The organism is Enterobacter cloacae complex sp. 2024EL-00214 (genome assembly GCF_043945575.1).
Taxonomy (GTDB): domain Bacteria; phylum Pseudomonadota; class Gammaproteobacteria; order Enterobacterales; family Enterobacteriaceae; genus Enterobacter; species Enterobacter cloacae_P.
Window position 1 is genome coordinate 58,459 of record NZ_JBIMRC010000013.1, and the last position, 12,665, is coordinate 71,123.

Here is a 12,665-nt window from a genome sequence, read left to right on the forward strand (position 1 = left end):
GGGTTTTGCCGGGTAGCGGCTACGCCTGTGACATCAAACTCACCTGCGCGGCCACAATCCGCCACCCGTACGGAAACCGCACCCACGTTTGCTGCTGGCGACCAATCCTTTCTGTCCCTTCGCGGGTAAATTCGGTGCTGCACACGGCATAATCTTCCCCAAAGGTGGTGATCACCGTATGGCGTAACGTCCGCAGTAGCCCGGCGGACGGACGTGCGGCGCGAAAGGCGCGGATCTCATCAATACCGTACAGGTTTTCTCCTGCCCCCAGGCGTACGGTATTTTTATCGTGCCAGAACAGTTCATCCAGTACCGCGATGTTATTGCTCACCAGCGCGTCTTCATAGCGGTAAAAGGCCGCCGTGACTTCAGCAACCACCCACGGGCGATTAACGTCATCGTGGTTTATCATCATGCAATCTCCGCAGGACGGGCATCGGTTATGCCACGCTCTTCCAGTACCCGCGCCACCCGCAGACAGGCCTGTTCATTAAACGGCGCAGCAATCAGCTGCAGGCCAATGGGTGCGCCCTGCGCAGTACGCAACGGGACGGTAGTGACGGGCAAACCTAAAAATGAAATCGGTTGAGTGAGCATCCCCATGCTGGCCCGAACCGGCAGCGGTTGTCCGTTAATTTCCATCATCTGCTCGCCAATCAGCGTGGCGCTGCGCGGTGTCGCCGGGGCGATCAGCACGTCGGCCCGGGAAAATAACGCCTTAAACGCCAGCCTGGCGTGGGTGCGGAAACGCTGCGCCTGAATATACCAGGCCGAAGGGATCATGGAGCCTGCCAACAGCCGTTCCCGGGAGTGAGGCTCAAAGCGTTCAGGCTGGCTGCGAAGCAGGGGCAGATACTGATTTCCCCCTTCGGATGCGCTGATGATAAACGCTGCCGAACGGGCAAGTTCTGCATCAGGGAACTGCAGCTCATCCTGCACTTCGAGCGCCTTCGCGACCCGCGCTACGGCTTCGCGGGCATCATTATCACACCAGGTGTTGAAATAGCCACCGAGCACCGCGCAGCGCAGCCCATCCAGCCCGCGATCAAGTAAGGACCGCGTCTGCTCGCGCGAGCTGTCGGCCTGAAAACCGTCGCTGGTATCACGCCCCTGAAGTGCATCGTACACGGACGCCAGATCGCTAATGCGACGGGCAAACGGCCCGATATGATCGAGGCTTGCGACAAACGGATGGCTACCGGAACGTGACAAGCGGCCAAACGTGGGCTTTAACCCGAATATCCCGCACAGGGAGGCCGGAACGCGAATCGATCCGTTGGTATCGGTGCCCAGTGAAAAATGGACCAGCCCGGCGGCAACCGCGGCGGCAGATCCTCCGGACGATCCTCCCGCAATGCGTGCCAGGTCGTGCGGGTTGTGCGTTGCGCCGTAGTGGCTGTTTTCGGTGGTAAACCCGTAGGCGTAGGCATCCATATTGACCATTCCCGAAAGTAGCCCTCCCGCGCTGTGCAGCTGGCGCACTGCAAAACTGTCAGTGGCGGCGACCGGGCGCTGGCTGAACAGCTCTGCTCCGGCGAGGGTGGTATGTCCGGCAACGTCAAACAGGTTTTTCACCGCGTAGGGGACACCCGCCAGCGGTGGCAAAGGGCGCTTTTCCCGACGCAATGTATCGATGTTGTTGGCCTCGGCCAGCATTCGCTCTTCGGTGATCGTTGTCCATGCGTTGAGCTGCGGGTGAGTGCGTGTTATCGCATCCAGCGTATGGCGGGCTATCTCATGGGCGCTCAGGTCTCCAGCACTCAGTGCCTGCTGGATAGCGCTGATACTCATCTCGTGTAGCGTCATGCTTTGTATACTCCTGCTATCTCCAGACGGTCATCGAGCGGCAGCGCCATCAGCGGGGCGGCCATGCAGGCAATGCGATTGAACTGAAGCTGAAGCTCTGCGCGGCGGGCGTCATCCAGTTCAATGTCAAGAACGGACTCCATCTGAGCAAGATATGCACTCCAGTCGGGCTGTGTGGTATTCATCGTGATCTCCTCAGAATCCGGCGGCGGAGCCGTTGCTGCGCGGGTCAAATGCCCCTTCGAACAGGCCGTCAGCGTGGCGGACTATCGCCCCTGCGTGGCCCATGACTTCGCTAAAGTCCGGGTATATTTCCACGTCGTGGCCCAGCGCGTTTAAACGGGCGAGGGTGTGTGATGAGAAGCGACCTTCGAGTTTTAAGGTGTCGGAGGTTTGCCCCCATGTGCGCCCCAGCAACCAGCGCGGGCGGGTGACGCTCTCCTGCAGCGGCACACCCTGCACCACATAGCGGGTAAACAGTGCTGCCTGGGTTTGCGGCTGTCCGTCCCCGCCCATTGATCCGTAAACCATCACGCGGCCATCGTTCAGGCGTGCGGCTGCCGGGTTCAGGGTATGGAACGGTTGCTTGCCCGGTGCGAGCGCCAGAAGATGGTCGGGGTTGAGGCTGAACGAGGCTCCCCGGTTTTGCCAGACTATCCCGGTATCGGGCAGAACCACACCGCTGCCGAACTCGTGGTAAATACTCTGGATAAACGAAACGGCAAGACCGCTGTTATCCATTACGCCCATCCACACCGTATCACCAGGGCCTTTGCCCATCCCCCACGGCGCAGCCTGGCTGTCGTCAATCTTGTCAGCGAGCGCCTGAAGGGGAGCGGATCCCAGCAGGCTCTGGATATCGGTTTTCAGCTGGCGTGGATCGGTGATGTGGGCATCGCGCAGACCAAAGGCCAGTTTGGTGGCTTCCACGATGCGGTGAACGGTCATTGCCTCGTCGGCATCGGCCATCGCCAGACGGTCGGTTATCCCCAGGATCGCCAGAGACACCAGCCCCTGCGTCGGAGGAGCCAGGTTCCAGACCTCTCCTTGCTGGTGTTGCAATTTCAGCGGTGTGGTTCGTCGCGCAACGTGCTGGTTTAAGTCCGCAAGCGTAACGGGAAGACCCAGTTTCGCCATACCCTGCGCCAGGCATTCGGCCAGCGGACCGCGATAAAAACTGTCCAGACCCTCTTCAGCCAGGCGCTTCAGGGTCGAGGCGAGAGCCGGTTGGTAAAAACGGCTTCCGGCTTGCGGCGGCTTACCGTCTACCAGCCAGGTTTCCGCAAAGCCGGGTATGTCTTTAAGTTCGTCGAATTTGCTGGCCGTGGCGCTGGCCTGGGATGCCGTGACCGGCGTGCCGTTCTGCGCATAATCAATGGCGTCCGCCAGCAGGCGAGCCAGCGGCAGCGCGTTGCCGGTCAGTGCGTGTGAAACCTTCAGCGCATCGTCCCAGCCGCTGACGGTTCCGGCTACGGTCAGCGCCGCGCGGGGACCGCGATGGGGGATCTGCGTCAGGTCGCTATAGGCGGCAAGCGTGGCCAGTGAACCTGCCGCACCGCTGGCGTCAATGGCAATCGGTTCACCGTCTGGCGGCACGATGAGCCAGAAGCCATCTCCCCCGAGGCCGTTCATATGAGGGTAAACCACGGCAATGGTGGCAGCGGCAGCCACCATTGCTTCAATTGCATTCCCGCCTTCACGCAGGACAGCCAGCGCGCTCTGGCTGGCAAGATGATGGGGAGCAACGGCCATTCCGTGTGTACAGACATTACTTTGCATGGAGAGTCCTCGTAACCCAAAGAGTCACAAGGCATTGCAAAAGCTGTTCCAGTTATGAATGAAAAGTTTCATGTCAGTCATCACGCATCTTTTTAATACGCTGGCATGCATAATGAAAGGTATAGTTGGGTGAAACAAAAGTTACAGAGGCTTTATGGAACAGCTTGATGAACGTCTGAAAGGGCAGTATGCGTCATTGTCACCGCAGGAGCAGCGCGTGGCCGATTTTATTTTCGATCACTTTGACGACCTTATTAGCTACAACAGCGCTGAGCTGGCGCAGCTGAGTGGGGTGTCGAAAGCCACGGTAAGCCGTCTGTTTAAGCGTCTGGGCTATGAAAAGTATAAGGACATGCGTGACGAACTGCGCACGCTGCGCCAGAGCGGTATGCCGTTGACCGATAACCGGGATGCAGTGCAGGGCAACACGCTACTGGCGCGTCACTATAAGCAGGAGATGGCGAACCTGACCCAGTGGGTGAATGCCCTGGATGCACAGCAGTTTGCCGACGCGATGGCCTGTATGGTTAAGGCGCGGCGGATTGTGATAATCGGGATGCGAAATGCTTATCCGGCGGCGCTACACCTGCGTCAGCAGCTGTTGCAGGCGCGCGGCCAGGTCCTGGTATTGCCGCAGCCGGGGCAAAGCCTGAGTGAAGAGCTGGTGGATTTAACCGCCGACGATCTGGTGGTGATGATGGCCTTTCGTCGCCGTCCGCGCATTATTCGCCCGCTGCTACAGCAGCTTCAGGACAGCGGTATTCCGGTTTTGCTGATGTGTGAGCCACAGGCTCACAGTCTGTTTCCGCTGGCAAACTGGCAGCTGTGCGCCCCGCTGGACAGCGTCTCGGCCTATGACAGCTATTCCTCAGTCAATAGCCTGATTAACCTGCTGGCCAACGCTTTCCTGCATGAAATTCTTGATAAAGGACGTCCGCGCATTCATGAGATTGCCTCACTGTACCAGCAACTGGATGAGCTGGAGCAACGATAATGGGGCATCAGGCTGGTGCTTTGCATTAAATCAGTGCAAAAAAACGGGGTGAAAACAGTTTGTGTTTTCACCCCGTTTTCTTTTTCTCCGCTATTTACCTGCCATTCAAACAAATTTTATGGTTTTGCCGTGTCTGGCACATTAGTTGCAAAAGTTAAATTAAAGAATCTTTTGTTTCATGTTAACGTAACGGGTAAACACCATGAAAAAACTGTTGATTGCACTGGCCGGGGCCGCTTGTCTGTTCACACAACTGCCAGCAAAAGCTGACCAGCTCCAGGATATTGAGAAACGCGGCACCATCCGCATTGCCGTCCCGCAGGATTTTCCGCCGTTTGGCTCAGTGGGAACCGACCTCCAGCCGCAGGGCTACGACATCGACATGGCGCGCTATCTGGCAAAGCAGATGAAGCTCAGGCTGCAACTGGTGCCGGTAACCAGCGCTAACCGCGTACCGTATCTGCAAACCGATAAGGTGGATCTGGTTATCTCAAGCCTCGGTAAAAACGCTGAACGCGAAAAGATGATCGATTTTAGCCGCGCCTATGCGCCATTCTTCCTCGGCGTATTTGGCCCGAAAGGGGCGGAGCTGAAAGATGCCACCGCGCTGAGCGGGAAAACCATTGGCGTGACGCGCGGTGCGGTGGAAGACATGGTGTTGACCAGCCTGGCTCCGAAAGATGCCGAGGTGAAACGCTACGAAGACAACAACACCACGCTGTCGGCGTATCTCTCCGGTCAGGTGCAGTATGTGGCTACCGGCAACCTTGTGGTGGCAGCGATTTCACGGCAGAACGCGGATAAAGCCCCGGTCCCGAGTTTTATGCTGAAAGACTCGCCGTGTTTTATCGGTCTGAAGAAAAACGAACCAGCCCTGAAAGCGAAAGTGGATGCGCTGATTGAGCAGGGTATCAAGGACGGCACGCTGAATGGACTCTCTGAGCAGTGGCTGAAAGCACCGTTACCGGCAAGCCTTGGCGCATAAGGCCTGTGAATGACAGAACAACTTCACTTTTCTGCGCTCTGGCCGTACTGGCCGGAGCTGCTGGCAGGACTTTGGATCACCATTCAACTGACGGTGATGGCGACTATCGGTGGGCTGGCGATCGGTATTTTCGGGGCGGCCATTCGCAGCGGGCGGGCGACGTGGTTCAGCCGGATTTGGGGCGGTTACGTGGAGGTTATCCGCAATACGCCGTTTGTGGTGCAGCTGTTCTTTATTGTTTTTGGCCTGCCTAACATGGGGCTGAAAATGACGGCGGGTGAAGCGGCGCTGCTGGCGATGGTGGTGAATCTTGGGGCCTACAGCACCGAAATCATCCGCGCGGGTATTCAGGTCACGCCAAAAGGGCAGTGGGAAGCCGGGCGCGTGCTGGGGCTAACCCGCTTACAGACCTTTATCCGCGTGGTACTGCCACCCGCGCTGCAGCGTATTTATCCGGCGCTGGTAAGCCAGTGCATCATCGTGATGCTGGGTTCATCGGTCGTGTCTCAGGTCTCGTATGAAGAGCTGACCTTTGCCGCCAGCCTCATCCAGTCCAGAACGTTTCTGAGCTTTGAGGTGTATCTGGTGACGACCGGGATTTACTTAGTACTGTCGATTACCCTGCGCCAGCTGATGATGGCGGCAGGACGGAAATGGCTGGGGGTGCAGGCATGATGACCACCTTTACCGACTGGGACATTATTCGCAACCTGCTGCTCGCCGGGCGCTGGACGGTGCTGCTGTCGCTGGTGGCATTTGTCGGCGGGGCGCTGGTGACGCTGCCGCTGTTGCTGCTGCGGCTGACGGGCGGGCGCACGGTAAAACGTCTGATCCGCGGCTATATTGAGCTGTTTCAGGGCACACCGCTGCTGATGCAGCTGTTCCTGGCCTTCTTCGGCGTGGCGCTGTTTGGCATCGACGTTTCGCCGTGGACGGCCGCGTCGCTGGCACTGACGTTCTACACCAGCGCCTTTTTACTCGATATCTGGTTTGGCAGCATTCGGGCACTGCCAAAAGGACAGTGGGAAGCCTCGCGCTGTCTGGGGCTGAGCTTTGGTCAGACGCTGTTCCGGGTGGTCGCTCCGCAGGCGTTACGCATCGCCATCGCGCCGACGGTTGGTTTTGCCGTGCAGGTCATCAAGGGTACGGCGCTGGCGTCGATTATCGGTTTTATCGAGTTGACTAAAGCCGGAACGATGCTCACCAACGTGACCTATCAGCCGTTTAAAGTCTTTGCGCTGGTGGCGCTGGGCTACTTTATTTTGTGTTATCCGCTGTCGCGCTACAGCCGTTATCTGGAGACTCAATTCAATGCCTCTCATCACCATTAATCAGGTGCAGAAGTTCTACGGCAATAACCACGTGCTCAAGGGCGTGGATCTGGATATCGACATGGGCCAGGTTATTTCGATAATCGGGCGCAGCGGGTCCGGCAAGAGCACGCTGCTACGCTGCATCAACGGCCTGGAAGGGTATCAGGATGGCAGCATCAAGCTCGGCGGTATGACCATCACCGACCGGGACTCTCAGGCGCGTGAAATCAGCCGATCGGTCGGGATGGTGTTCCAGAACTTCAACCTGTTCCCGCACATGACCGCGCTGGAAAACGTGATGCTCGCCCCGCGTCGGGTACTGAAGAAAAGCGCTGCCGAATGCCGGGAGCTGGCGCAGCAGATGCTGGAGAAAGTGGGCTTAGGCGATCGCCTGGACTATTATCCGTCGAACCTCTCCGGCGGCCAGCAGCAGCGCGTGGCGATTGCCCGTGCGCTGGCGATGACGCCAAAAGTTTTACTCTGTGACGAGATAACCTCAGCGCTTGACCCGGAACTGGTGGGCGAAGTGCTCAGGGTGCTGGAACAGCTGGCGGCAGAGGGGATGACGCTTATTCTCGTGACGCATGAAATGAATTTTGCCCGCGAAGTGGGCGACCGCGTGGTGTTTATGCATCAGGGGACAGTCTGGGAGCAGGGCGACAGCAAAACGCTGTTTGCCAATCCGCAGACCACTGAACTGAAGCAATTTATCTCCTCCGTACGCGGCTTAAATTAATTAAGGACTCAACAATGGATATCGCTCAATTTCCGCAAATCAATCCGCCGCAGCGTCTGCTGATGGGGCCGGGGCCGATCAACGCCGATCCGCGCGTGCTGCGCGCCATGTCGAGCCAGCTGATTGGCCAGTACGATCCGGCCATGACCCACTACATGAATGAGGTGATGGCGCTCTATCGCGGGGTGTTCCGCACTGAAAACCGCTGGACGATGCTGGTGGATGGCACTTCCCGCGCGGGGATTGAGGCGATTCTGGTGTCGGCTATTCGTCCGGGGGATAAAGTGCTGGTGCCGGTGTTTGGTCGTTTTGGCCATCTGCTGTGCGAAATTGCCCGCCGCTGTCGCGCCGAAGTGCATACCATCGAGGTGCCGTGGGGGGAGGTCTTCACGCCGGATCAGGTTGAAGATGCGATTAAACGCGTACGTCCGCGCCTGCTGTTGACCGTGCAGGGCGACACGTCGACCACCATGCTGCAACCGCTCGCGGAACTCGGTGCTATCTGCCGTCGCCACGATGTGCTGTTTTACACCGATGCGACCGCGTCGCTGGGGGGGAATGCGCTGGAGACCGATGCCTGGGGGCTGGATGCGGTCTCGGCAGGCATGCAGAAATGCCTCGGTGGCCCATCCGGGACGTCGCCCGTCACCCTGAGCGCACGCATGGAAGAGGCGATCCGCTGCCGGAAATGCATTGAAGAGGGCATCCGTACCGATGCGCATCACAACGGTGTGGATGAGATGGTTTACTCCAACTATTTCGACCTCGGCATGGTGATGGACTACTGGGGGCCGGAACGACTGAACCACCACACGGAAGCCACCACGGCGCTGTTTGGCGCACGCGAATGCGCCCGGCTTATCCTGCAGGAAGGGCTGGATAACGGCATCGCCCGCCACAAGCTGCATGGCGATGCGCTGCTGAAAGGTATTCAGGCGATGGGGCTGGAAACCTTTGGCGATCTGAAGCACAAGATGAACAACGTGCTGGGCGTGGTGATCCCGCAGAGCGTGAACGGCGATCAGGTGCGTAAGCTGATGCTGGAGGATTTTGGCATCGAAATTGGCACCTCATTTGGCCCGTTGCACGGCAAAGTGTGGCGTATTGGTACTATGGGCTATAACGCGCGCAAGGACTGCGTTATGACCACGCTGAGTGCGCTGGAATCGGTCCTGAACTACCTGAAGTTTTCCACCACGCAAGGTGCCGCGATGCAGGCCGCGTGGGATCACTACCGCAGCGAGACGGCGCGATGAGCCAAATCACGCGCCAGCAGGCGGCAGAACGAGTGATGGCGCGCGCCGATGCGCTGGCTGCCATCAGTGAAACCCCGAATGCTCTCACCCGGGTCTATCTCTCAACGCAACATCTGCAGGCCAATCAGCTGGTCGGGCAGTGGATGAGCCAGGCGGGCATGACCGTCTGGCAGGACAGCGTGGGTAATATTTGCGGACGCTATGAGGGTGAGCAGGAGGGGGCACCGGCGGTGTTACTCGGCTCGCATCTGGACACCGTGCGTAATGCCGGACGCTACGATGGCATGCTTGGCGTGCTGACGGCCATTGAAGTGGTGGACAGCCTGCATCAGCAGGAGAAACGTCTGGCGCAGGCCATCGAGATTGTCGGTTTTTGCGACGAAGAGGGTACCCGCTTCGGTATTACCCTGTTAGGCAGCCGTGGCCTGACCGGTACCTGGCCGGAGAGCTGGCTCGATAAATGTGATGCAAACGGGGTCAGCGTGGCACAGGCAATGGTCCTGGCCGGGTTAGATCCTGCCCGGGTACCGCTTGCTGCCCGGAATAAAGACGATTTCAGTGCCTATCTGGAACTGCATATTGAGCAGGGGCCGTGTCTGGAGCAGCAACGGCTGGCGCTGGGCGTTGTGGAAGCTATTAACGGCGCGCGTCGCCTGAACTGCCGCTTTACCGGCGAGGCCGGACATGCCGGTACCGTGCCAATGGCCCATCGCAAGGACGCCCTGGCTGCCTCCGCAGAGTGGATGGTGATGATCGAGAGCACCACGTTGCAGCACGGTGGCAATCTGGTGGCGACCGTGGGAGAGCTGCGCTGCCTGCCTGGTGCGGTAAATGTTATTCCCGGTGAGGTTGCGCTTTCCCTGGATATTCGCGGCCCACAGGATGCTCCGCTGGATGTGCTGCTCAATACGTTGTTGGCACAGGCACAAACGATAGCCACCCGCCGCGGATTGTCTTTCAGCGCCGAGGAGTTCTACCGTATTGCCGCCACGCCGTGTGATGCGCATTTACAAACCCGGCTGGGGGAGGCGGTTGCCGCGGTACAGGGACGCACGGTATCGCTGCCAAGCGGAGCCGGGCATGACGCCATCGCGATGGCGGAGCGCTGGCCGGTAGGCATGCTGTTTGTACGTTGCAAGGGGGGTGTCAGCCATCATCCGGCAGAATCGGTGATGGCTGAGGATGTCGCCCAGGCCATTGACGCTTTCACCCGTGCGGTCACGTCGCTGGCATAACGGCTATTTTACGGATTTTTTGACCCGCATTGCGGGCAGCATCCTTTCCAGGGTGTTGTCACGTACCACGTAATGGTGGAACAGCGCAGCGGCAGCATGCAGACCAATCAGGTAATAGCCCGCGTTGGCGATAATTTCGTGAAGCTCTTTCAGGCTGTGCTGCATACCCACGTTCTGGGTTGCGGCGACGGGCAGAGGGAGCCCGAAGAAAGACCACGCGACCTGGCCGAACCAGAGTGAGGCCACTCCCAGCACCGGCAGTGCAATAAACATCAGATAGAGCAGTCCGTGAAGGGATTTGGAGGCGATAACCTGCCAGCGCGGCGGTGCGGGAAGAATGTCCGGGTCGCTGTTTCTCATCTTCAGCACCACTCTGATGACCATCAGAAACAGGACGCTGAACCCTGCGGTGTAGTGGATCAGTGACATTGTGGCGCGTTCAGGGCTTCCCTTCGCGGCAAACCCTTTCAGGTTTATGGCGGCATAGGCAACGACAATCAGGATGAGAACCAGCCAGTGGATGACTATCTGGCTTCGTGCGTAGCTGTTTTTCATGTTAATCCACCTTATATTTCCATTATGGTGAGTTATAGATAAATTAACTTAAGCAGACATTAACGGCTGCGGAGAAAAGAATTCACCCGCAGCCGTTATTATTGGGTATGGATCACTCCAGCCCCAGCGTGTACTGGGCGATTTTAAAGTAGATGATCAGTCCGGTACCGTCGATAAGCGTCGCGATGAACGGCGCAGAAACCACTGCCGGGTCGATACCACAACGCTTGAGTACCATCGGGATCACCGAGGAGACAATCGCACTCCAGAGCGTAATACAGACCAGCGTCAGGCTGACGATAAGGGTGATTTCCATCCCAATCCCCATCATCCAGGCGCGGATACAGCCTGCCAGGCCGAGCGTGACGGCAATCATTAACGACGTGCTGATCTCTTTACGCAGCACGCGGCCAACATCGCGCAAATGCACTTCACCCAGCGCCATAGCGCGCACCAGCGTGGAGGTGATTTGCGTACCGCTGTTTCCGCCGGTACCAATCAGGAGCGGAATGAAGAACGCCAGTGCGATGGCGGATTCCAGCGCCTCTTCAAAATGCTGAATCACCGAGCTGGTATAGGCCTCGGCGACAAACAGCAACAGCAGCCAGACGGAGCGCTTTTTCCACAGGTCAAACGCGCTGGTTTCCAGATAGGGTTTTTCCAGCGGCAGAGTGGCCCCCTGGAGCTGGGCATCTTCAGTGACATCATCTTCCAGCAGGTGCGCAATCTCGCGTTCGGTGAGGCAACCCACCAGCTTGCCGTGCGTCACCACCGGCACGACATCCGTGCAGCCGTGGGCCAGCAGCCCGGCGACATCGGCGCGTTCGTCTTCGGGTTTAACCTGCAAAAACTGCGAAATCATCAGCGCTTTCACCGGCTGCCCCGTATCAGTGGACTGCAATAATTTGCGTACGGCAATCATGCCCGCCAGGCGACCATTATCTTCGATAAAAATATGCGACGGAATATCATCGTCTTTTAATTTTTCGAAAAACTGCTCACGTGCAAGTGCAACGCATAATGAAATATTGAGGACGATAAAATCGGTATTCATATATTGCGCGATGGCGCTGTCATTGAATGCCAGAATGGAGTTGTGAATAGCGTAAGACATAGTGAATTCCCTTTGAATAATAAAGCCTCTCAGGGGCGAGCAAGACAGGGCATGTCGAAGAAGAGATCCCCACGTCCTGGGTTCAGCACTGTACACCGTATCCCGCAAGGGAAGTTATACTGACAAAGCCTTGATTCGACAGTGCCTGTTTTACCCTGTGCCGGTTCTCTCGAACCCACCAGAGCGATAACGTGTATTTGTACAGGAGCCTCGCCATAACGAGATCGTTGTAAAACGTGGGGGATAATACCGTTATTTTCTTTTGCTGCTTATAAATTTAAATCACGTTTAGGGAATGTTTAGATGAATATTGTCAGCAGCATGTTGACGGTTTATTTAGGCATGTTCATTTTAAATGGAGGAGGGCATATCGATAAGGGAGGTAAAATGGCATGGTTTGACAATCTGCTGAATCATTTTGCGCTCTATCCGACGCATCTGTTCGCTCTGTTGTTTTTAATGGCGTTGAGTAAATCGACCGTGTTGATCTCCTCTGTCCTTCCCCCGGCGTCGGTCATGCTGCTGGCGGGGGTGACTGTCAGCCAGTCGAGCCTGCATCCGGGGCTGACGTGGCTTGCGGTGGTGATGGGGGCAACGGCCGGTTCGGTGCTGAACTACCATATTGGCCAGTTGATGGGGCAGACGCGGCCGATCGCGCGCATCACCTCCAGACATGCTGACACATTTTTACGCGTACAGCACCAGCTGCAAAAGAACGGTGTGCTGGTGCTGTTTACCTCGCGTTTTCTGGCGGTACTGCGCTATGTCGTGCCGCTGGCAGCGGGCATGCTCAGGCTGAACGCGGTGAAACTTTATGTCGTCAGCCTGTTTTCTGCCTGCGTATGGGCGGCGCTGTATGTCGGTATTATCACTGGTATCAGCACTTTTTGAG

At 57.6% G+C, this 12,665-nt stretch carries 14 protein-coding genes and 1 riboswitch; of the genes, 8 read left to right on the plus strand and 6 right to left on the minus strand.

What is annotated here, in order from left to right; translation table 11 throughout:
* Positions 1-19 precede the first annotated feature (19 nt).
* The 4 genes from hpxZ to hpxW are packed head-to-tail and all read right to left on the minus strand — an operon-like array spanning position 20 to position 3,585.
* A complete protein-coding gene (gene hpxZ / locus ACHHZ6_RS15325) occupies positions 20-412 on the minus strand; it encodes an oxalurate catabolism protein HpxZ (protein ID WP_182920013.1) in 393 nt (130 codons plus the stop codon).
* A complete protein-coding gene (locus ACHHZ6_RS15330) occupies positions 412-1,806 on the minus strand; it encodes an AtzE family amidohydrolase (protein WP_395122575.1) in 1,395 nt (464 codons plus the stop codon). The genes hpxZ and ACHHZ6_RS15330 overlap by 1 nt, the downstream gene beginning before the upstream one ends.
* Positions 1,803-1,991 carry an oxalurate catabolism protein HpxX gene (gene hpxX / locus ACHHZ6_RS15335; protein WP_182919741.1) on the minus strand — a complete coding sequence of 63 codons (189 nt, stop codon included), beginning with the start codon at positions 1,989-1,991 and terminating at the stop codon, positions 1,803-1,805. The genes ACHHZ6_RS15330 and hpxX overlap by 4 nt, the downstream gene beginning before the upstream one ends.
* A gap of 10 nt (positions 1,992-2,001) precedes the next feature.
* Positions 2,002-3,585, minus strand: coding sequence for an oxamate amidohydrolase (hpxW, locus tag ACHHZ6_RS15340; RefSeq protein ID WP_395122577.1), 1,584 nt, complete (start codon positions 3,583-3,585; stop codon positions 2,002-2,004).
* Between the two features lie 154 nt (positions 3,586-3,739).
* Between hpxW and hpxU the strand changes: the two genes are divergently transcribed.
* From hpxU to hpxK, 7 genes are all read left to right on the plus strand, one after another.
* Positions 3,740-4,579, plus strand: a complete 840-nt coding sequence (hpxU, locus tag ACHHZ6_RS15345) for a MurR/RpiR family transcriptional regulator HpxU (protein ID WP_182274454.1) — start codon at positions 3,740-3,742, stop codon at positions 4,577-4,579.
* 202 nt (positions 4,580-4,781) lie between these two features.
* On the plus strand, positions 4,782-5,564 hold the full coding sequence (locus ACHHZ6_RS15350) for a transporter substrate-binding domain-containing protein (protein WP_395122578.1): 783 nt from the start codon (positions 4,782-4,784) through the stop codon (positions 5,562-5,564).
* A 9-nt stretch (positions 5,565-5,573) separates the two neighbouring features.
* The gene (locus ACHHZ6_RS15355; RefSeq protein ID WP_182274456.1) at positions 5,574-6,239 is read left to right on the plus strand and encodes an amino acid ABC transporter permease; all 666 of its coding nucleotides are present in this window, start codon (positions 5,574-5,576) and stop codon (positions 6,237-6,239) included.
* Positions 6,239-6,895 (plus strand): amino acid ABC transporter permease, encoded by a 657-nt coding sequence (locus ACHHZ6_RS15360; protein ID WP_182274653.1) that lies wholly within the window; start codon positions 6,239-6,241, stop codon positions 6,893-6,895. Before ACHHZ6_RS15355 ends, ACHHZ6_RS15360 begins: the two co-directional genes overlap by 1 nt.
* Complete coding sequence (locus ACHHZ6_RS15365; RefSeq protein WP_182274457.1) at positions 6,876-7,613, plus strand: amino acid ABC transporter ATP-binding protein; 738 nt, start codon at positions 6,876-6,878, stop codon at positions 7,611-7,613. Before ACHHZ6_RS15360 ends, ACHHZ6_RS15365 begins: the two co-directional genes overlap by 20 nt.
* Positions 7,614-7,627: 14 nt before the next feature.
* Positions 7,628-8,869, plus strand: a complete 1,242-nt coding sequence (locus ACHHZ6_RS15370; protein ID WP_395122580.1) for a pyridoxal-phosphate-dependent aminotransferase family protein — start codon at positions 7,628-7,630, stop codon at positions 8,867-8,869.
* On the plus strand, positions 8,866-10,104 hold the full coding sequence (hpxK, locus tag ACHHZ6_RS15375; RefSeq protein ID WP_395122582.1) for an allantoate amidohydrolase: 1,239 nt from the start codon (positions 8,866-8,868) through the stop codon (positions 10,102-10,104). Before ACHHZ6_RS15370 ends, hpxK begins: the two co-directional genes overlap by 4 nt.
* A 3-nt stretch (positions 10,105-10,107) precedes the next feature.
* Here hpxK and cybB read toward each other — a convergent pair whose 3' ends face one another.
* Positions 10,108-10,659 carry a cytochrome b561 gene (gene cybB / locus ACHHZ6_RS15380; protein WP_182274460.1) on the minus strand — a complete coding sequence of 184 codons (552 nt, stop codon included), beginning with the start codon at positions 10,657-10,659 and terminating at the stop codon, positions 10,108-10,110.
* A 112-nt stretch (positions 10,660-10,771) separates the two neighbouring features.
* Complete coding sequence (locus ACHHZ6_RS15385; protein WP_395122584.1) at positions 10,772-11,773, minus strand: magnesium transporter; 1,002 nt, start codon at positions 11,771-11,773, stop codon at positions 10,772-10,774.
* 60 nt (positions 11,774-11,833) lie between these two features.
* A riboswitch (M-box (ykoK) riboswitch) is annotated at positions 11,834-12,003 on the minus strand.
* A gap of 157 nt (positions 12,004-12,160) precedes the next feature.
* On the opposite strand from ACHHZ6_RS15385, the gene ACHHZ6_RS15390 reads away from it, so the two are divergent.
* A complete protein-coding gene (locus tag ACHHZ6_RS15390) occupies positions 12,161-12,664 on the plus strand; it encodes a DedA family protein (protein WP_395122586.1) in 504 nt (167 codons plus the stop codon).
* The last annotated feature ends 1 nt before the right edge of the window (position 12,665 follow it).

Excerpts from the sequence above, each read along its gene's own strand:
- ACHHZ6_RS15360 (WP_182274653.1), top strand. The coding sequence starts at position 6,239 with ATGACCACCTTTACCGACTGGGACATTATTCGCAACCTGCTGCTCGCC.
- ACHHZ6_RS15330 (WP_395122575.1), bottom strand. The coding sequence starts at position 1,806 with ATGACGCTACACGAGATGAGTATCAGCGCTATCCAGCAGGCACTGAGT.
- ACHHZ6_RS15390 (WP_395122586.1), top strand. The coding sequence starts at position 12,161 with ATGGCATGGTTTGACAATCTGCTGAATCATTTTGCGCTCTATCCGACG.
- cybB (WP_182274460.1), bottom strand. The coding sequence starts at position 10,659 with ATGAAAAACAGCTACGCACGAAGCCAGATAGTCATCCACTGGCTGGTT.
- hpxU (WP_182274454.1), top strand. The coding sequence starts at position 3,740 with ATGGAACAGCTTGATGAACGTCTGAAAGGGCAGTATGCGTCATTGTCA.
- ACHHZ6_RS15370 (WP_395122580.1), top strand. The coding sequence starts at position 7,628 with ATGGATATCGCTCAATTTCCGCAAATCAATCCGCCGCAGCGTCTGCTG.
- hpxW (WP_395122577.1), bottom strand. The coding sequence starts at position 3,585 with ATGCAAAGTAATGTCTGTACACACGGAATGGCCGTTGCTCCCCATCAT.
- ACHHZ6_RS15350 (WP_395122578.1), top strand. The coding sequence starts at position 4,782 with ATGAAAAAACTGTTGATTGCACTGGCCGGGGCCGCTTGTCTGTTCACA.
- hpxK (WP_395122582.1), top strand. The coding sequence starts at position 8,866 with ATGAGCCAAATCACGCGCCAGCAGGCGGCAGAACGAGTGATGGCGCGC.
- ACHHZ6_RS15355 (WP_182274456.1), top strand. The coding sequence starts at position 5,574 with ATGACAGAACAACTTCACTTTTCTGCGCTCTGGCCGTACTGGCCGGAG.
- ACHHZ6_RS15385 (WP_395122584.1), bottom strand. The coding sequence starts at position 11,773 with ATGTCTTACGCTATTCACAACTCCATTCTGGCATTCAATGACAGCGCC.
- hpxX (WP_182919741.1), bottom strand. The coding sequence starts at position 1,991 with ATGAATACCACACAGCCCGACTGGAGTGCATATCTTGCTCAGATGGAG.
- ACHHZ6_RS15365 (WP_182274457.1), top strand. The coding sequence starts at position 6,876 with ATGCCTCTCATCACCATTAATCAGGTGCAGAAGTTCTACGGCAATAAC.
- hpxZ (WP_182920013.1), bottom strand. The coding sequence starts at position 412 with ATGATAAACCACGATGACGTTAATCGCCCGTGGGTGGTTGCTGAAGTC.